Raw genomic sequence first — 19,008 nt, 5'->3', positions numbered from 1 at the left:
AGCTTTGTCGCTATAAGTAATAAGTATTTCTATCTCCTGCTCTTCGTTCTGTAATTCCAGCTTTCATTTCATAATCTACAAGTTTTCTTGCCACTTCAATGAATTTGGGCCGTTACCCTATGATGTCTCCAAGTTTTTTTTATATTCTTTCCCCAATCTGTTAATTTTCCCAATTTAAATTTTCCTATACTTAATCCCCATTAAATGTACCATTTTCGCATAACTCCCTTTTTTTAAGTATCTGACACGACCCTGTTGCATATTGGGAGGTATATTGCACACCTTCTGTTTGCTAAAGATATCTTCAGAAGGTTATATTGGTTATTTTCTTTTTACTAAATTCTTTATAAATTGAAACAAGCCGAATTTTTTTAGTAATATTACTGCAGCTCTTTTTATTCTTGCATTTAAACTAAAGTTGGCATATTTTTTTGCAATATAAATAAACCCAAATTTATAATAGTCGTCCCAGAACTGTTCACGATTCTCCGGGCATTTAGTAGGCCTCTCCAAATTTGGTTGTAGACAGTCGTTAGTATTGCTCTGCACAAAATCTATCTTATTCTTCATATGATTAAATATAGATTGCCCTTTAGGAGTATTTACAAAAATTAAAGAAATACCTTTGTCATCATCGAGCTCCGGAAGACTCTTTTCTATACCCCAGAAGTCCCCTATCGTAATATCAGATGGCCGGTGTAAATTAGAAAATCTACAATGATAACAGGATTGCCGTAATGCTAAATTAGATTCGAATATATTTGCATAAATTTTCACATCCGGAGTGTTTATTTTGCTTTTACCATTTTCAAATTCAGCTTTAACATTGCATCCATGCCAACCTTTTTCTTTAGCTCTAAAAGTATATGATTTTAACTTCTTCTTCTTCTGAATAAAGTTTAGATATTTCTTCCAAAGTAAAGGGCTGGGTGTCCCATGACAAATGATGTCATTTAGGATTAATTTATCTGTTTTCACCTTTGATATTTCCATATATTTTCTTAATCCTGCTACTTCGCATGGTGTCCCTGAAAAAAATACTGCTTTATTAGTTGCTAAATCTTCATATACTTGTTTAAATGTTTCTCCTAAATTACTTTGCACATATTTTGATCCTTTAAACTTATTCCGTCCAGCTTCAGTTATTGCCCCTTTGTGTTGAACTATAAATTCTCCACTAAATTCTACTCCATAAAGAGTGCATGATGTACTTAACGCATAATCAGAAATAGCGGTGTACGCACCACCCGATGCACTGGTCATTCTAACATTGTCTGATTTATGCTTGAGTGCATATACTAAAGGCTCTGTAAATCTATCCTGAACATTAATTTGATTTTGAAGAGGACATACCTTTCTGCAAAGTTTACAATCTACACATAATTTTTGGTTAACTTCAGGATATAAAAACCCTTCTTCATCAGCCTTCATTTTTATAGCTTGTGTTGGACAGCTGCTTTTACAAGCTGTACATCCACAACAATCTTGCTTTTTATCAAATACTGTTATCATTACCCAAGCATCCCCTTTATTCTCTTGGATATACTCATAAGAGCATGGCGTTCAAATATAAACCCTGTTAACGCAACCACTAAACAAGCATATATGGCTATCACAGTAGCAGTCGCAAACCACGATATATAACTAAACGGATTAAGTTTGATAAATAAAAATGGTAACCATATAACTACTGTACACACAAAAATTCTAATAATTCTATACGCGGTTTCTCTTATTGGTAGTTTTGTAACATTTCTTGGAATAAAGAATAGCAAATCAACATCTCTATAGATATTTGATAGAATTGATCCTATTAGCACTCCTGCTATACCTAAGAACGGAACTAAAATAATGCCTATGATTACAGCAATTGCGCCCTGTATTGTCGTCTGTAACTTCGTCTCTTTGAACATCCCTGCTGAAATGACAAGCATGCCCTGTGGTGTTTTGATATTATATAAAAGCCCATTTAAAACGAACAAAAATCCAATCAATGGCAAATCATAATTACTATCAGTTACTCCACTAGTATAAATTCTAATAAAAGGCATAATTGTTATGAATGCAGTTGAATAAATTACAGTTATCAGGCTATAGTAACAAAATTCAAATTCTCCATAAACCTTCTGCAAAGTTCTTTCTTCACCTCTAGCGATAACATCACCAAATGATGCGGATAACCCGCTTATAAAAATGTTTAATATTCCATTTAATCCAGCTAAAACCATATTGAAAATCGTGTAAACACTTACTAATTTCAAATTTTTGGTGACTATTGTTAGTATTATAACCGGAGCTCCAATTTGCATCGCCCCTAAAATCTGTAAATACAAGGCATCCCATCTCTTATTTAAAGCAGCAAAATTTGGTTCCTCCTTATAGTTTATAAACTTATATTTTGCTTTTACATAAAACATCAAAATAAAAGATCTTAAAAATATTGAAAACAATGCCGCAAAGCGCAAAACTACTATGTCAACTCTTTGATTTGCTAATACAACAATAATAAGTGTATTAAAAATAATATGAACTATCGAAGCCAAGGATACAACATAAGTTCTTTGATCTGCCGATAACAACACCCTATATTTTGAAAGAGTAAAGAACTCTAAAGAACCATTTACCCCCAAAATTAAAACCAAAATCCCAACATTAAGTGGTGTTACAGCATTCGAATTCACAAACATTGGATATATTACAGCTAAACCAATCGTTAATGATATAAATATGTAACCCGATTGTGTATAGAACTTCTTTGCTGCTGATACTACTCCGTTTATAGCTTTATTGTCACCATCTGCTAAAGGTTTATATAACGCATATATAGCTGCTCCTGAAAGCCCAGCTTCCACCAAGTTAAAATAAACAATAAACTGATTTATTGATGACACTAATCCATTAATCTCTGATCCATAGAACTTAAGCATTATAAAGGGGGTGATAAAACCTGCGATCATAAGCACTACTTGATAAAAAGCGGTTGATATTGAATTATAGAAAAACTTTTTTGTACGATTCATCATTTATCCCTACAATCATTTTTATTTTACTCCACATCAGGGTCGATTCCCTATGATGGCGAGCGATAATTTCCTGTTTATGTATATCGTTAATAATATATACCACATCTTACTAGAATATTAAACATTGCACCTTTGATTTCTCGCCGATTAAGCAACAACAAAACTAATTCAGATAAGACTATAAATAATCCTAATTCTATTCTTTAATAGCTTCTATTAAAAATTTAATAGACTTTTTTCTTTCTTGTTCAATCACATTATTAGCAAATTCAAAATCAATCTTTTCAAAATGCTCTTTTTGTAGCGTGTTTTGCGTGTCATACTTCTGCTCTTCAAGCCTACACATTTTTAATAGACTTTCCATCCTAGTATTCAATGTATCATTAAACATGATTGCAAACTTCTTATTTAATGAAATTGATAACGCCATTCCGTGAAAAGAATTTGTGCATACATATTCAGCGCCCATCAATAACTCTATGAATTCCTCTGGTCCAATATCGCTTTTATCAATAATTGGTGACCCGTTAGGTTGCAATAATGATCCGATTCCAACATATTTAATATGTAAATCTTCTTTTTTCGCAAATTCAGATATTTTCTTAAGTGCTATTTCTGGACTTCCTATTATATACACGAATATATACTTTTGTTTTAAGTCATTTTTGTATTTTGATGCAAAGCTTTCCCATTTCTCTGGTTCAAGTAATAGCGTTGGATCCAGAACGTGCGTAGCATCCAATTGAAGCTGTTCATTTAATATCTTTATGCCTTTTTCTTCCCTTGATGATATAGCAGTAAAACTAGATAAAAGCGGTTTGATTTTATGACAGTCCTCTTCCAGTAATTTTTCAATTCCAAAGCTTGGAGCATAAGCAATCTTTTTTGAATTGCCTTTAACGAAAGATAGAAAATATGCATTTTCATTTCCATTAAAGCTATAATTCCATATCTGATCACTACCACAAATATATACGTTATAATCCAATGTGTCATTCTCTAATTCAACAGTGGTCAAATACGTGCTAGGCGAAAGATTTAAAACTTTATTAATGAAACTATCAAAAGCTTCATATCTTTTGCGACGAACACTTTGTGCGTGCACCAATTGTTTTCGCTTTATAATCTTATATACCTTAGCCCTCTTTCCTCCTGAGATTCTACTTTCTTTGTAATTATCAACGATTGAACTCGATCTAAAATTGATAATTTCTGACTCATACCCCAATATATTCAGTTTTGTCTGCAATGCATACGCTTGCAGAACAGCACCATAATTGTAAGCACAATGATATGTTATTATACCGATCTTAACCATCTTTTTAACCTCCTAATAATTTGGTGTGAATTTGAAAACAAGTTTTCTTATGTCCTTTTAACGATGAAAATAAATTACTTTTCTAATCTGAATTTTGAAATCATTATTGACTTTTTCTTTTGTAATTAACTGCAACAGTTCTGTATTTTATATAAGATTTAATGGGCCATAATTCTTACTGCTTTTAAATTCATTTACTATTTTTCTTAATCTTTTTCGTCACAAATTAATTCTATAAGCGCCTGTTCGCTATCTAATACTACCCCCTTATTGCATTCAAGAACCATTGCTGCAATGTTTCCGATATACTTATTATGTCTCTATGCCAACAGTTGGATTTCTAGCACTCACTTTCTTTTTAATATATATCGTTTAAAAAGAAATTTAATTATAGAATTATTATACGCTCTTAAAATCATTATTAAGTTTTAAATATACTCTTATTTAGCGTTATAATTGTTTATTCTATTAATTGATAAAATAATAGCAGGTATAATCCATAAAAACACTATATAAAAGCAATCTAAAGTATAAATCATCAATGACCATGCTAATACTGCAATAACAATATATGCTGATTCCTTATCTTTAAAGAAATTAAAGACACTATCCCTTATAGAATAAATAATATAGACTGCATAAAATAACAAACCTATCAATCCACTAGATGTCAATAACAAATTGTATGTATTCATCGTACTTAAAGAACTAACTACACTGCTCGTTGTATAGCTCTCAGAAATAACTTTAAACTGCCCAAAGCCTATCCCAAAAAGAAAATTTTTCATCCATACATTATGCGCCAACAAATTAATAGCTTCTCTGGCATAATTACTTCCGGTATCAGCATTATATAAAATTGAAAATGAGCTATTAATATAAGCGGCAGAACCAATCAGTATAGGTATACTTATTAATAGTACATATTTGTATTTATATAAAATAATTAAAACTGTAACAATAGCAAGTATTACCAAGCCAGTTCGTGACAAGGTTAAAATAATTTGAATAAAAATCAATATCTCAGAAAGCTTAAGAATGTGCTTATTTATTACCTTTGTGAAAGCCCTAGTCTTAAATAATACAAAAGCTGGTAACAAAAGAGCACACATAAAATTACTATCTGCAACAGTACTTCCTATCCGCATAATTTCGTACCTATATCTTTCACCTTGTGCCCATTGTGACATAAAAAATGTTTTTCCCACAATAAGTTCAATATATCCAATCGCTACCAATGTTCCTATTGATATAAAGTAAACAAAAATAAGTGTTTTAGCATATTTTAAATCCGATTGCACTAAAATTTGAAATATGATACTCATTAAGAAAAAACAAAATATATATATAATGAGTTGCATGTTAATTTCTGTCTTTATAAAGTTTACTATACAAATATATAAAAACCATATTATGTACACTTTTAATGGGACAATCATTTCCTTAGTATTTCTACTGATTCTTTTTTCAAATAGCAACCCAAGAATACACAAAAATATACATAAATAACTAATTATTTTTATCGAAAGAGAAATTGATGCTATTTTAAACTCAACAAGCCACAACTGATTGTTGATGGCTATAAATAAAATACAGAATATCAAACTGTAAATGTCCCTAGTACATACTACCACGATAGCTAACAATGTAAGGAACACAAGCAATCCCATATAGTTTTGTGAAGTATATATAGCTATCCAGGATAAAGCTACAAAAGGAGTTACAACTAAAAACATTATTATACTGTTTTTGTGATTATAATACCTACTGTTTTTAATTAAACTATTTTCTATAGAACCCATACTTCTATTACCGCCTTCTAAAAATTTCTTTAATATTCATTTAAAATACTTCTGTTTACCAATCTCTACTCTTGCCTAATTTTTTTTACTTTTTACACACAGCACTGACTAATAATATAAAATGTATAGGATATTTTTTTAGTTTTATTATCAATAAGATAAAAAAACATGTGTCAATTTTATCTGTTATACCTATCTTCAAGTTATCTCTTCCGCCATATTAAATATTATAAAAACATCCTAACCTTTATTTACATTCCTTTGTTCCTTCTGCACTTTCGGATTCTTTTTTATATAAATATACGTAGCAAAATGCTTTTTCGCAGGGTTCTTATTTCCAAAAGCTACTTTAAACGAATTTTCGTGTTCAAATACTAAACCCTTTAAACTAGGATTCTTTGAAGAATATAAGGGTTTAAATTTATTTCCTAACTTGAAATTAATCAAGTGCTGCTTTGTCTTATTAATTTCTACAAAAGACGCTATTACATTATCAATTGAATTAAAAATAACCCCATTACCTTTTTCCGTTATCATCGTCGCAATATTACCACTGTTAGGATTAGTAATTATACATGTCCCTGCCATCGATGCTTCAAAATACACATAGCTATATGTCTCAGCACAAATTGACCATAGCACTACATAATCAATCTCATAGTACCTAAGTGCATCTACCATTGCATTACTACCATTTTCAATGGTTGAAATGCTTACATTAGTTACATTTTCTAACTTTTCTTCGCCTGTACCTAAATAATAAAAGTTATAATCCTCAGTAAGAGTTCCTAATTCTTTAACAAAATGCTTCCACTGTATATATCCCTTATTAATAAGTTGCCCTCCAATAAATGCAACCCTAATCTTTTGGGAATCATTGCATTGTCTTTTGTACTCGTATTCGCCTTGATATAGCATATGACTCCTTACTAGTGCTTTATCTATATATTCTGGATATAACGCTATCCAGTTGGCATATACATATTGGGATGGAATAACAATTGAAGCAGTATGCTCCCAAATTTTGTTCAAAAAATTCTTCAGTGAGGAAATATGATCTTTTGAAACACAATATTTTTTACAATACTTACATTTTTCATAACTAGGAAAGTTAAAGCCACAAAATTCACCGGTGCTATCTATTAAATTTACACTCTTACATATTGTATAATAATCATGTATAAAAATTGTACTTGGTAAATTAAGTTTATTAAGCATAACCCCTAAATCCTCTAAAATATAATTTAATAAATGATGTATATGCACTCCAATCGGCCTCATACCTTGTTCTAAATTTAGTTTATACAAAATATTAGGTAGGTCATCAAGACAATAAATCCCCATAAATTTTTCATCAAAATTAACACCAATATATTGTTTTCTTTTTACCATCCTTGTTAGTTTATTAAAAAAAGAAAATATTTGTAGCATGTGAATATCTTTCTCTATCAGCACATCAGCTATTTCTCGCATAGCCTTTTCTGTGCCAGTTGGTTTAATTAAATAATTCGAGTGTGAAATTGCAATTATGTATTCACCTTTATCCACCTTTATCTCCCCTTGTATAATCTAGTTATAAGTTTAATAAGAAAACACTCATAAATATAACGAATAAATTCTTTACTTATCTTTGTTAACGTTAATTTTATTTTTATTCATTCCTTATTTTCATGCTTACCTTTGCTTTTGATTTTTTATTCCTTAGATTCCATTTGGAAACCTACCATTGCTATTTTACAATGCTATAATATCTCATGAATAGAGAAGATAGATGTTTTCCTCCTGAGAGGTATTTTTTTACCTACTCATAAAATATCGTATTGTCCCATCAGTGAGTATTTTGTGTTTTAGCTGGTTGCGTTTCCTGTCTTGAAATTACCCGTGTCACTAGCAAGGTTGCAAACTAACTGATAGAAGCGGCCTCTCTACTCTACCTCAATTTTAATAAAAGGAGATATTTATTATAAATATTTAAATAGTACAGTTATTAGATTTATGTTGATTCAGTATTTTCTTTCACTTCAATCCTTTGTCCCATCGGAATCCAGTTTAGAAAGCCTTTCAATATCTATAACAACTTGTATATCACTATATGTAGCTATTGACAATGAAATTAAAAATTTCATTGTCAGCGATGCTCTTCCACCTACGGTAATGAAGATGTTGAGTTATTAATGTCTCTCGGAGGCATTGGATATATCACAGCTTTAACCATATCTACTGAGATCGGTGATATTAATAAATTATTATAGCCTAATCAACTTGTCGCTTTCTTTGGTGTTGATCCAGCGGTCAATGAATCTGGAAAATTCAAAGGCGACAGAGTTAAAATGTCTAACCGTGTAACTCGTTTTGGTAGAAAAGCACCCTATTCAGTTGCTTTAGTATCTATAAGAAGCAAAAGAAATGGAGAGCCTATAACCCCTGTTTTACTCAAATACTACCAAGAAGCTTACCAGTTAAGATTTTCTAAATTCCCCATTGTACGTATTTTGAAATAGTCTTTTTGTTGTACTATAAAAAATAACTACTTTTAAAAATTTATGGTTGACTTTATTTCGCTTGTCTATATGTTATGCCAAACCTAGCAAAACACGAATTTTAAACGAACGATTTATATTACGCTTTTCGGTAACAGTTGAAGAGCTAAAAATGAGCTTAAATCTACATCTCCAATCTTTTTTATAATTTGCAAAATCCTCTAATATTTTTCTATCATCTTGCTCAATTAATCCACACATATTCTTCAAAATTTCTTCAGCATATCCAGCCATCGAGCAACCATCAGCTTTAACCCATAATCTAAATGCTTGTTTCATTCGTTTTGTAAAACCATTTTGGCGCCCCATAACATTATTTCTATGCTGTCGGTACAACATTCTAGATGTATGGTCATAAACAACATTCCCTGTTAAAATACAAATAATTAACATTGTTTTATCGTGCATAGGTGACTTAGTTATATTAGCTTCTCTAATCGCATCCAGTGCTGGTCTATTAAACACCATAGTACACCCTAATGATGGATTGCATACCATTACTTTTGATAAGCAAACACCGGGAACTTTAGTATGTACATTATAATTTAAAGATTTTAAATTTTCATCTACTACTAGAGCATTTGAGAAATAAAGCAAAGGGCTTAATTGTGATTTTTGCTTTTCTAAAGAATTAACTGCACTTTCAATTTTATCTTTATTCCATATATCATCTTGATCACAAAATGCATAATAATCAGATTCAGGAGCAATTGAAATTAATTCCGAAAAACTTTTTACAACCCCCTTATTTGCACCTTTAATTATTGTTAAGGATAATTTGCACTTCCATTTTTTTAAAATACTCAATGTTGAATCTGATGAGCCATCATCTCGTACCAATAATTTAATTTTACCTGCAAAAGTCTGATTAGCGATGCTATTTAATTGCTCTTCAAGAAATTCCTCACCATTATACGTCGATAATAAAATCGTAATACTATTCATCAAACTCACTCACCTTAATTTTTATATTGTGATTATTTTTCTTCTGATAAATCAATCTGTATTTTTCATACCACGCATTTCTTTATCTAAAGAAATAGTCAAAATCTCTTGTTTACTAAATACTTTCATATTAGGTGGAACATCTTTTTTAATTATTGTTCCAGCCCCAATTATAGTGTTTTTTCCCACAATTACTGGTCCGAAAACACATGCATTGGCATATAGTATGACATTCCCATAAATTAATGGCTGTACTATTAGTTCACCATTTATAATTCTTTCCTTGAAATTGTTTCCTCCCAGAGTAACACCTTGGTATACCTTAACAGGACCTAATGTTTTAACAGCTGCACCTATAACTACTCCTATTCCATGTATTAATACAAACCCACCTGCTAAATCTGCCCGATAATCAATATCTACACTATAAATAACCTTATTAATAAATTTGATTATTGGAGGAATAATCGGGATATGGATTTTATATAAAAAATGGGAAATTCGATATAGTAAAACACAATGGAAATTACTATTAAGAAAGATTGTTTTAATAAATTTAACTTTAGATCCCTTTGAACATGCTTGTATATCTTCTATAATTTTAGACATTAGTCGCCCCCCATTTTAAAACAATTACCTACCCGAATTTAACAAATAAATCTCCTGCAATCTTTTAGCCTCATTTTCTATGTTGTACTCTGATTCTAAAAATACTTCACACGCATTATCTCTTTTATAAGTGTCTTTATATTTTATTATTTGTTCCGCCCAATATAATGGAGTTTTATCTAGTGAAATATATTCCACTTTCCCTGTAATTTGAGCTTCCTGTGTCACAGTATCTGCTACAATACAATGCAGCCCTGAAGCTTGCACTTCAACTAACACAACTGGCAACCCCTCAAATCTAGATGGAAATACAAATACATCCATTGCATGTATAAGTTGTGAAACATCCTTCCTTTTCCCTAATATCAATACATCCTTATCTAGTCCCAAGTCATTAATTTTCTTATCAATATCCGCACGCAAATTACCATCTCCAACAAGCATTAATTTAGCCTTTGGATTCATTTTATGTACTTCAAAAAAAACATCCAATAAAAACTCATGGTTTTTTTGATATGAAAAATGTCCTATATGTCCTAATACAAAATTGTCTGTAATCCCAAGTTTTTTCCTATACTCTTCTCTAATAGAATTATTAAATATGAATTTTTCAATTTGTATACCGTTATTAAGTATTGTGTATGGCTTATTGTAAAGCCAATCTCCAGCTAACTTAGAACATGCCAAAGCAATTGTGGTTTCATTATTTAAAAATAATTTTAATAAATAATGAACTACTTTATTGTTACAAGTACTGTTATGGCAATGCGCTATTCTTACTGGTACTTTAGCACACTTAGCAGCGTGTATATCAAAGTATAAGGTTCCACTATTTCCATGTGCGTGGACAATTTTGTAATTATTTTTATCAATTAGTCTTTTTAATTCTTTAATATATCTAAAAGTTTTCTTTTTTCTTGAAGGAAGCTCATAGATTTCGCCTCCTAGTTTTTCAATTTCTTCCTTCACCCACTCTTCGGCTCCATGTCCTAACGCAAAATCAAATTGAACTTTTGACCTATCAATATTACGATAATAATTCATAATTACGCTCGTAATTCCATCATACCCTAAGTATGTCGTGGTAACAACTAACACTCTTATTTGATTCATTTTTATCTACCGCTCCTCAAATACAATAATAAACCATACCAGCTTATTAATACATTTTTATATTAAAGTACTATTCATATAAGCTTAAATCTATTAGACCATTCGTTAAAATCAATTTCTTTTCCTCAATAAGTTTTCGGATATTTTAAATTTAAAATTTTCTTTTCTGCTCTAAACTAATCTAATGAGTTACTAGGTTATTAGGAAGATAATATGTCATTTTTATATATAGTATTTTTAATGAATTTATAAAACTGTAATTTTTACTCTTATCAATATTGACACTCGCTTTTAATAAAACTTTCAATTGATTCTAAGATGTTTTTAGTATTAGATTTATAATTGTTAAACTTACATTTATTTATTTTATTAAGTGTGCAATCTAATTCTTTTATATCAGATATCCCAATTATATAATTCATTTCAACAAATTCACTTATAATTTCTTCTTGATGATTATCAACATGTTCGTCATATTCTTTTAACCTTGGTACAGCTATCACTTTCTTATTTTTCTTTACCGCACCTATAATTGCTCCTGTACCTCCATGCGTTATTACTATATCACTCTTTTCCATATAGTCCGGAAATTCATCCCTATCTAGAAACTCCTTAAATTTATAGTTTTTGGGTTTGTAATCACTATATCCTATTTGTGCAAATACTTCTTCAGTTATATCGCCTTGCTCTACTAATCTATCTACTTCTATTAATAATCTATTGAATTGAAACTTCTGCGAACCCAATGTTATAAATATCAATATATACCCCCCTTATATATAGCATTTGGATAAAACGCTCTTAACTCTTCCCACTGTATATAAAACTGATCTGCATACTTATAAAGTAGTTTTCCTGTTAATGTAGGTGAGTTTATCTTTGCAAATGACTCTATATATATAAGCTTTTTCCCAAATATTTTTGCTATCATACACATTGGTATAGTGGCTAATACACCAGTTGATACAACTATATCTGGTCTCTTTTTAATGAATATTATTAGAGATAATATTGTGTTTACAATAAACTTAAATATCATATTAAATTCTTTACGATTAATTTGTTTTAAATAGTATTGTTCTATTTCATCTTTTGAAGTGGCATATTGGGTTTCTTCCGTTAGTATAAAGCTTTCGTATTTTCCCATAAGTGGCTTAAGCATCATCAATTGTTCAAAATGACCACCTGAAGATGCAGCAAAACATATTTTTTTCATATTTAGATTCAACTCCCTAACTTCTATAACCAGCTGCAACCTCTTCTAATGCAGTATTATTCAAATTTAATATTTCTTTTCTCCCTATTGAATGATACTCTATTTGTCCTTTTTCTACATCTGATATTTTGTAACAGTTTCTGCCATCAAATATCACTGGAGTATTCATTAATTCTACATATATATTTAAATCTAAAGATTTAATTTCATTCCATTCTGTAAATATAAATGCTACGTCTGCATCTTTTAAAGTATCTTCTGGAGTTTTTACATATGTGATTTCAGTTGGAAATAGTTTTTTAAAGTTTTCTTCTCCTACTGGATCATATGCCACAATTTCTGCGCCTTCTTCCAATAGTCTTCTTATATTAGGTATAGATGGTGCTTCCCTCAAATCATCTGTTCCAGGTTTAAATGTTAGCCCTAAAACTGCCACTTTCATTCCTTTTAAGCTTCCAAATCTTTGTTTAGCTTTTCTAAATAACTTGTATTTTTGATTTTCATTTACCTCTATTGTTGCCTTTATAGTTTTTAACTCATATTCATTATCATTAGCTAACCAATGAAGTGCCTTTGTGTCTTTTGGAAAACAAGATCCTCCATACCCAAGTCCTGCATTTAAGAATTTATCCCCTATTCTTGGGTCATAAGACATCCCTTTTGTTACATCCTCTATATCTGCACCAACAATTTCGCAGAAATTTGCTATTTCATTTACAAATGATATCTTTAATGCTAGAAAGTCATTTGATGCATACTTTATCATTTCTGCACTTCTTCTATTGGTCACAATTATAGGTTGATTATATCTCTTATACACTTCTTTCAAAGTATCCCTAGCCACATCTGATTCAACACCTATTACTATTCTATTAGCATACAGTGTATCTTTAACTGCTGTCCCTTGAGCTAAAAACTCTGGATTAGAAGCAACTTCTATGTGAACATCATTTCTCAAATGTTCCTCTAAAAATTCTTCTATTTTATCATTAGTTCCTATTGGAACTGTAGACTTAACAACAACCAAACAATCCTTCTCTACATTTTGCGCTATTTGCTCTGCAACAGCATATACATAATCCAAGTTAGCGGAACCATCCTCTCTTTCTGGGGTGCCTACTCCAATAAAGACTACATCTGCCTCTTTATATGCCGATTTATAATCAGTCGTAAATTTCAATCTGCCTTCTTCATAATTTTTTTTAAGTAGTTCCTCTAATCCGGGTTCATATATTGGAGATGTGCCTTGCTTCATTAATTCTATCTTCTCTTTATTTGTATCAACACATGTTACATTTAAGCCTAAATGTGATAAACACACACCTGTAACTAATCCAACATATCCTGTTCCTGCTACTACAATTTTCATGTTTATCTCCTCTTTCACACTTACTTTAAATCTTTATTTTACATTCCTTTAGTGTTTTCGCTAACTTATCTTTATCAGAAAGTAACACTTCATCTATGCCATCCAGTGGCCATTTTATATTAATGTCTAAATCATTCCAAGCAATAGATCCTTCAATTTCTGGGTGATAAAGTTGAGTACATTTGTACACGAACTCTGCTGACTCAGATAATACTAAGAATCCATGAGCAAAACCTTCTGGAACATAAAACTGTTTTTTATTCTCTTCTGTCAATAATGCTGAAACCCATTGGCCATAGGTTTTTGAATTAGCTCTTACATCTACTGCCACATCAAAAACTTCACCTTTTATAACTCGTACAAGTTTTCCTTGTGAATACTGAGTCTGAAAGTGTAACCCTCTAAGAACCCCTTTCTTTGATTTAGACTGGTTATCTTGAACAAAAACCATATCAAGTCCAGCTTCCTTGAATTCTTCATAGTTATAAGTTTCCATAAAATAACCCCTTTGGTCACCGAAAACCATTGGCTCTATATTATACACTCCTTCAATGGAGGTTTTCTCAAATTTAAATTTACCCATGTACATTACCTCCTATTTTTTTAAATACATTTCATTATAATATTTCTGATAATCTCCAGATGTAATATTATTCATCCATGAAGTATTATCCAAATACCATTTTATAGTTTTTTCTATTCCAACTTCAAATGTAGTTTCTGGATACCACCCTAATTCTTCTTTTATTTTAGTCGGATCTATTCCATACCGCATGTCATGACCTTTTCTATCCTCTACATGTTTTATTAAGTTCTCAGTTACTTCACCATCTACATTTTCATTTATATATTTTATAACTGTTTTAACTATCTGCATATTTGTTCTCTCATTATGTCCACCAACGTTATAAACTTCTCCAAGTCTTCCATTATTAATAACCATATCTATTGCTTTGCAATGATCTTCAACGTATAACCAATCTCTTACGTTTAATCCTTCACCGTACACTGGTAAATCTTTATGATTTAAACAATTGTTAATTAAAAGTGGTATTAGTTTCTCTGGAAATTGGTATGAACCATAGTTATTTGAACATCTAGTTATATTAATTGGCATTTTAAATGTATCCGCGTATGCTTTGACCATTAAATCAGCACCTGTTTTACTTGATGAATATGGGCTATGAGGATCTAATGGTGTTGTTTCCATAAAATATCCTGTATCTCCTAGTGATCCATATACTTCATCTGTGGATACTTGAAGATATTTTTTTCCTTGTATCCAGCCTTCCTTTGTCTCCCATACATTCTTAGCTGCATTTAAAAGATTTACTGTACCTATTATATTAGTCATAGCAAATAGTTCTGGTTCTTTTATACTTCTATCAACATGAGACTCTGCTGCAAAATGCACTACATAATCTATATCATATTTTCCAAATAAATCATTCACTATGTCCTTATCACATATATCTCCTTGAATAAATATATAATTTGGGTTGGTTTCAATACTTTTTAAACTTTCTAGGTTTCCCGCGTATGTAAGTTTATCTAAATTTATTATTTTTATATTTGAGTATTTATTTAACATACATATTACAAAATTTGAACCGATAAATCCAGCTCCACCAGTAACTAAATAAGTCTTCATCTCTTTATTCCCCTTCCAATGTTGCTGCAACTTGTTTCGATGACATACTATCTTTTTCTGAATCAATTATATTATATAAATATTGTCCATATTCAGTTTTCATAAGTGGCTCAGCTAGTTCCTCCAATTGTTCTTCATTAATATATCCTTTTCTATAAGCGATTTCTTCAATACATGCTACATATAGACCTTGTCTTGTTTGAATAGCTTCAACAAAATTTGCTGCATCTAATAATGATCTATGTGTCCCTGTGTCCAGCCAAGCCATTCCTCTTCCGAATAATTCCACCTTTAATTTTCCTCTTTTTAAATATTCATTGTTCACTGCTGTTATTTCAATTTCTCCTCTGCCTGATGGCTTAACGCCCTTAGCTATTTCCACTACATCATTGTCGTAGAAATACAGCCCTGGCACAGCATAATTCGACTTTGGCTTCTGTGGTTTTTCTTCTATAGATATAACATTATTGTTTTCATCGAATTCAACTACTCCAAATTCCTTTGGGTTACTTACGTGGTATCCAAATATAGTAGCTTCTTCTCTTTCAACAGCTTTTTTAAGTCTTTCTGAAAAACCATATCCATAGAATATATTATCCCCAAGTACTAAAGCTACTTTATCAGTTCCTATAAATTCTTCTCCTATTATAAACGCTTCTGCAAGTCCTCTTGGCTCTTTTTGAATTGCATATTGTATATTAATCCCTATTTGACTTCCATTACCTAATAGCTCTTCAAAACCTGCAGTATCTCTTGGAGTTGATATTATTAATATATCCTTAATCCCCGCAAGCATTAAAACTGATAATGGATAGTATATCATCGGTTTATCATATACAGGCAATATCTGTTTTGATACTGATTTAGTTACAGGATACAGTCTTGTTCCTGATCCGCCAGCTAAAATAATACCTTTCATATTGTTCATCCCCCTTACTTAATCTTTATTTTTAATTACCTTGCCCCCTCATCCCCAAACAGCACTCCCACCGTTTTGAAGATAAGACTTATATCTATCCATGTATTTCTTTCTTCTATATACTCAACATCCATTTCCATCCACTCTTTAAAGCTAATATCACTTCTACCCCTAACCTGCCAATAGCAGGTTAACCCTGGCTTTGCAATTAACCTTAGTTTTTGGAAAGATGTAAACTGTGTAACTTCTTTTGGCAGGCTTGGTCTTGGTCCAACAAGTGACATGTCTCCCTTTAATATATTAAATAGCTGAGGTAACTCATCTATACTTGTCTTTCTTATAAAGCTTCCTATTTTAGTTACTCTTGGATCTTCTTTCATCTTAAACATAGGTCCTGACATTTCATTTTTTGTTTTGAGCTTCTCCAAAAGACATTCTGCATCCATGCACATAGATCTAAACTTATACATTTTAAATTGCGTACCATCTTGTCCAACTCTATCCTGAGCAAAAAAAATAGGTCCCTTTGAATCGAGTTTTATCCAAATGCCAACAATAATCATCACCGGGCTTAGAAGTATTACCCCACATAAAGCACCTATAATATCAATTATTCTTTTAATTATAAAATATCCTATGTTTTTGTCATACTCGCGGACAATCTCCGCCTGTGTAACTTTTGAATTTCTTTCTAATTCTTGCATTTATGTTCCCACCCCCATTTTATTTTCCCAAAATTTCTATCTCCCCAAATAACACGCAAATTGCCAATTAGAATTCTTCCAATTTCTACAAAATGTCCGTGTCTTATTGTATAACTTTGTAAGTTTTATGTCAAATTTTAAACTCACCACTTCATTGATTTACTGTTCGCATACTCCGAAATACATCAAATCATTACTTATTTTACAGTTTTTGAAAAATACAATCACCTTTAAAGTGTTATATATCAATGGTTTCCCATATTACATCTATCGACTTTATACATTATTTTATAATCCTTTCACTTTATATCTTGTAAAAAAACGGTTAATTTATTAGCATTTCTTTTATATGATTAAATCCGCTATTAACATACAATTTTATACATTTAAATCTAATTTAACCACATAATTGATTATACCATAAAATTCACACTGTTTTCCCCACTATTTTCACAATAAAACAAGAATTCTAAGACTTTTAATAAAATCCTAGCATTCTTATTAGCTCTCTTATAGATTCATCCTAAAACGTTGTTACCTTGTCCTTTCTTAGCTCTTTTATATAAATTTTCAAAACTCCGCACAAAATTTCAGGGCAGCATATATATTTAGTGAAAACAAAATAAAAGGAAGGAGTGATCAACATGGCAGTTGTATCTACAAAGGTATCAAGCGCACTAAAACTCACTATGAAAGTAGGGGTTGATATCGATGGTAACGACAAATTCGCAACAAAAACACTAGGTAATTTAAAAGTTACTGCAGTGGATGAGGACATTTTTGCAATAGGAAAAGCTATATCTAACATTAAAACTTATCCATTATTTACACTAGACAGACAAGACCAATTTAGCTTAGTTATGGAATAGTTTTTCTACTTAAAATTTAGAGTTAAATTAAATAATTAAAAGGAGGAAAAGACATATGCATAAATTAGTTATGAGATTTTTAACATCAATAGAAGGTAAATATTTCACTTTAACCGTAGATGACATTAAAGCTGATGAAAAGGGAGTGCCAACTATAAAAGAAGCTGAGGTAAATGCTCTTATGGATCTAGTTATTGCAAAGAACATTTTTGCATCAGCCAGTGGCAGCTTAACAGGCAAGAAAGATGCTAAAGTAGTTACTACTGATACTAATGAAATTGAAGTAGCATAGTAAAATTATCACCTGAGGTGAAAAAGCTTACAAATATATTTAAGAAACCTATAGAAAACAATTAGATAAAGCATATATATTATCTATAGCGGTGAGGGAGGTAATGCACTATGTATGATGCATTTATTAAACTGGTTAATACAGTTGGCTTCCCTATAAGTGTGAGTATATATCTATGTGCGACTTGTTGCTAGACAATACTGAGCGAGGGTTCAGAACAAAACTAGCCTAATTTAGAAATAAATTAGAACTATTATCATGATAGGTAGAATGATAGGGTAACGCCTTGAAATGCCTCCCTAAAACTACGATTAGCGTTTTAGTAGGTGAATACTAAAGGGTTAAAAGCTCGTTGAAGTCGGCTGAGATAGTACCCTAACAAATCCGATAGGATGTTGAGGAATAGCGAACCAGAGGTGGTCGAGTACTAAATAGGCCGGGGGTCTATAAAATATCTATGGTTAGTATGATACTAAGTATCTGACAAAATTGGGAATGTACAGGTCTAAAATATGAATACTCATAACTGGGTATACCACTACAGTGGGATAAGTGAGGACTAGTAAAATTATAGGTTATGAAAATCCTTATAGTGTTAAAGGCACTATCAAGCTTATAGGCTTAATCCAATGACCTAA

The 19,008-nt window shown here is 31.0% G+C and carries 17 protein-coding genes and 1 pseudogene; 3 read left to right on the top strand and 15 right to left on the bottom strand.

Translation table 11 applies throughout. The features are described from left to right. Positions 1-321: 321 nt before the first annotated feature. From ACWJKE_RS15315 to ACWJKE_RS15295, 5 genes are all read right to left on the bottom strand, one after another. A complete protein-coding gene (locus tag ACWJKE_RS15315) occupies positions 322-1,512 on the bottom strand; it encodes a Coenzyme F420 hydrogenase/dehydrogenase, beta subunit C-terminal domain (protein ID WP_220319846.1) in 1,191 nt (396 codons plus the stop codon). After that, on the bottom strand, positions 1,512-3,023 hold the full coding sequence (locus ACWJKE_RS15310; RefSeq protein WP_462958938.1) for a polysaccharide biosynthesis protein: 1,512 nt from the start codon (positions 3,021-3,023) through the stop codon (positions 1,512-1,514). Before ACWJKE_RS15310 ends, ACWJKE_RS15315 begins: the two co-directional genes overlap by 1 nt. Positions 3,024-3,219: 196 nt before the next feature. Beyond that, on the bottom strand, positions 3,220-4,341 hold the full coding sequence (locus ACWJKE_RS15305) for a polysaccharide pyruvyl transferase family protein (protein ID WP_220319844.1): 1,122 nt from the start codon (positions 4,339-4,341) through the stop codon (positions 3,220-3,222). Between the two features lie 440 nt (positions 4,342-4,781). Further along, positions 4,782-6,143: a hypothetical protein gene (locus tag ACWJKE_RS15300; RefSeq protein WP_220319843.1), complete on the bottom strand. Its 1,362-nt coding sequence runs from the start codon at positions 6,141-6,143 to the stop codon at positions 4,782-4,784. 240 nt (positions 6,144-6,383) lie between these two features. After that, positions 6,384-7,691 (bottom strand): glycosyltransferase family protein, encoded by a 1,308-nt coding sequence (locus ACWJKE_RS15295; protein ID WP_220319842.1) that lies wholly within the window; start codon positions 7,689-7,691, stop codon positions 6,384-6,386. Between the two features lie 767 nt (positions 7,692-8,458). Between ACWJKE_RS15295 and ACWJKE_RS15290 the strand changes: the two are divergent. Continuing rightward, positions 8,459-8,644 (top strand): annotated as a pseudogene (locus tag ACWJKE_RS15290) (IS110 family RNA-guided transposase); the annotation flags it as partial. A gap of 72 nt (positions 8,645-8,716) precedes the next feature. Here ACWJKE_RS15290 and ACWJKE_RS15285 read toward each other — a convergent pair. From ACWJKE_RS15285 to ACWJKE_RS15240, 10 genes are all read right to left on the bottom strand, one after another. Next, a complete protein-coding gene (locus tag ACWJKE_RS15285) occupies positions 8,717-9,628 on the bottom strand; it encodes a glycosyltransferase family 2 protein (protein ID WP_220319841.1) in 912 nt (303 codons plus the stop codon). Positions 9,629-9,679: 51 nt separating this feature from the next. Beyond that, positions 9,680-10,237, bottom strand: coding sequence for a serine O-acetyltransferase (locus ACWJKE_RS15280; protein ID WP_165413864.1), 558 nt, complete (start codon positions 10,235-10,237; stop codon positions 9,680-9,682). 24 nt (positions 10,238-10,261) lie between these two features. Continuing rightward, positions 10,262-11,350 carry a glycosyltransferase family 1 protein gene (locus tag ACWJKE_RS15275; RefSeq protein ID WP_220319840.1) on the bottom strand — a complete coding sequence of 363 codons (1,089 nt, stop codon included), beginning with the start codon at positions 11,348-11,350 and terminating at the stop codon, positions 10,262-10,264. A gap of 272 nt (positions 11,351-11,622) precedes the next feature. Then, positions 11,623-12,111 (bottom strand): PssE/Cps14G family polysaccharide biosynthesis glycosyltransferase, encoded by a 489-nt coding sequence (gene pssE / locus ACWJKE_RS15270; protein ID WP_220319839.1) that lies wholly within the window; start codon positions 12,109-12,111, stop codon positions 11,623-11,625. Next, positions 12,108-12,566, bottom strand: coding sequence for a PssD/Cps14F family polysaccharide biosynthesis glycosyltransferase (gene pssD, locus ACWJKE_RS15265; protein ID WP_220319838.1), 459 nt, complete (start codon positions 12,564-12,566; stop codon positions 12,108-12,110). Before pssD ends, pssE begins: the two co-directional genes overlap by 4 nt. Positions 12,567-12,582: 16 nt before the next feature. Further along, a complete protein-coding gene (locus ACWJKE_RS15260; RefSeq protein ID WP_220319837.1) occupies positions 12,583-13,935 on the bottom strand; it encodes a UDP-glucose dehydrogenase family protein in 1,353 nt (450 codons plus the stop codon). 25 nt (positions 13,936-13,960) lie between these two features. Continuing rightward, positions 13,961-14,518 carry a dTDP-4-dehydrorhamnose 3,5-epimerase gene (rfbC, locus tag ACWJKE_RS15255; RefSeq protein ID WP_462958937.1) on the bottom strand — a complete coding sequence of 186 codons (558 nt, stop codon included), beginning with the start codon at positions 14,516-14,518 and terminating at the stop codon, positions 13,961-13,963. A 12-nt stretch (positions 14,519-14,530) separates the two neighbouring features. Next, positions 14,531-15,586: a dTDP-glucose 4,6-dehydratase gene (gene rfbB, locus ACWJKE_RS15250; RefSeq protein WP_220319835.1), complete on the bottom strand. Its 1,056-nt coding sequence runs from the start codon at positions 15,584-15,586 to the stop codon at positions 14,531-14,533. Between the two features lie 4 nt (positions 15,587-15,590). Continuing rightward, the gene (gene rfbA, locus ACWJKE_RS15245) at positions 15,591-16,505 is read right to left on the bottom strand and encodes a glucose-1-phosphate thymidylyltransferase RfbA (RefSeq protein ID WP_220319834.1); all 915 of its coding nucleotides are present in this window, start codon (positions 16,503-16,505) and stop codon (positions 15,591-15,593) included. Between the two features lie 35 nt (positions 16,506-16,540). Beyond that, positions 16,541-17,209 carry a sugar transferase gene (locus ACWJKE_RS15240; RefSeq protein ID WP_220319833.1) on the bottom strand — a complete coding sequence of 223 codons (669 nt, stop codon included), beginning with the start codon at positions 17,207-17,209 and terminating at the stop codon, positions 16,541-16,543. Positions 17,210-17,853: 644 nt separating this feature from the next. Between ACWJKE_RS15240 and ACWJKE_RS15235 the strand changes: the two genes are divergently transcribed. Together ACWJKE_RS15235 and ACWJKE_RS15230 are read left to right on the top strand one after the other, a co-directional pair. Further along, positions 17,854-18,078, top strand: coding sequence for a DUF1659 domain-containing protein (locus ACWJKE_RS15235; protein WP_216303881.1), 225 nt, complete (start codon positions 17,854-17,856; stop codon positions 18,076-18,078). Positions 18,079-18,133: 55 nt separating this feature from the next. Beyond that, the gene (locus tag ACWJKE_RS15230) at positions 18,134-18,370 is read left to right on the top strand and encodes a DUF2922 domain-containing protein (RefSeq protein ID WP_220319832.1); all 237 of its coding nucleotides are present in this window, start codon (positions 18,134-18,136) and stop codon (positions 18,368-18,370) included. Positions 18,371-19,008 lie beyond the last annotated feature (638 nt).

It is taken from the genome of Clostridium sp. CM036, assembly GCF_055081135.1.
This window is presented reverse-complemented; position numbering and strand designations above follow the sequence as displayed.

Excerpts from the sequence above, each read along its gene's own strand:
- ACWJKE_RS15315 (WP_220319846.1), bottom strand. The coding sequence starts at position 1,512 with ATGATAACAGTATTTGATAAAAAGCAAGATTGTTGTGGATGTACAGCT.
- ACWJKE_RS15310 (WP_462958938.1), bottom strand. The coding sequence starts at position 3,023 with ATGATGAATCGTACAAAAAAGTTTTTCTATAATTCAATATCAACCGCT.
- ACWJKE_RS15305 (WP_220319844.1), bottom strand. The coding sequence starts at position 4,341 with ATGGTTAAGATCGGTATAATAACATATCATTGTGCTTACAATTATGGT.
- ACWJKE_RS15300 (WP_220319843.1), bottom strand. The coding sequence starts at position 6,143 with ATGGGTTCTATAGAAAATAGTTTAATTAAAAACAGTAGGTATTATAAT.
- ACWJKE_RS15285 (WP_220319841.1), bottom strand. The coding sequence starts at position 9,628 with ATGAATAGTATTACGATTTTATTATCGACGTATAATGGTGAGGAATTT.
- ACWJKE_RS15280 (WP_165413864.1), bottom strand. The coding sequence starts at position 10,237 with ATGTCTAAAATTATAGAAGATATACAAGCATGTTCAAAGGGATCTAAA.
- ACWJKE_RS15275 (WP_220319840.1), bottom strand. The coding sequence starts at position 11,350 with ATGAATCAAATAAGAGTGTTAGTTGTTACCACGACATACTTAGGGTAT.
- pssD (WP_220319838.1), bottom strand. The coding sequence starts at position 12,566 with ATGAAAAAAATATGTTTTGCTGCATCTTCAGGTGGTCATTTTGAACAA.
- ACWJKE_RS15260 (WP_220319837.1), bottom strand. The coding sequence starts at position 13,935 with ATGAAAATTGTAGTAGCAGGAACAGGATATGTTGGATTAGTTACAGGT.
- rfbC (WP_462958937.1), bottom strand. The coding sequence starts at position 14,518 with ATGGGTAAATTTAAATTTGAGAAAACCTCCATTGAAGGAGTGTATAAT.
- rfbB (WP_220319835.1), bottom strand. The coding sequence starts at position 15,586 with ATGAAGACTTATTTAGTTACTGGTGGAGCTGGATTTATCGGTTCAAAT.
- rfbA (WP_220319834.1), bottom strand. The coding sequence starts at position 16,505 with ATGAAAGGTATTATTTTAGCTGGCGGATCAGGAACAAGACTGTATCCT.
- ACWJKE_RS15240 (WP_220319833.1), bottom strand. The coding sequence starts at position 17,209 with ATGCAAGAATTAGAAAGAAATTCAAAAGTTACACAGGCGGAGATTGTC.
- ACWJKE_RS15235 (WP_216303881.1), top strand. The coding sequence starts at position 17,854 with ATGGCAGTTGTATCTACAAAGGTATCAAGCGCACTAAAACTCACTATG.
- ACWJKE_RS15230 (WP_220319832.1), top strand. The coding sequence starts at position 18,134 with ATGCATAAATTAGTTATGAGATTTTTAACATCAATAGAAGGTAAATAT.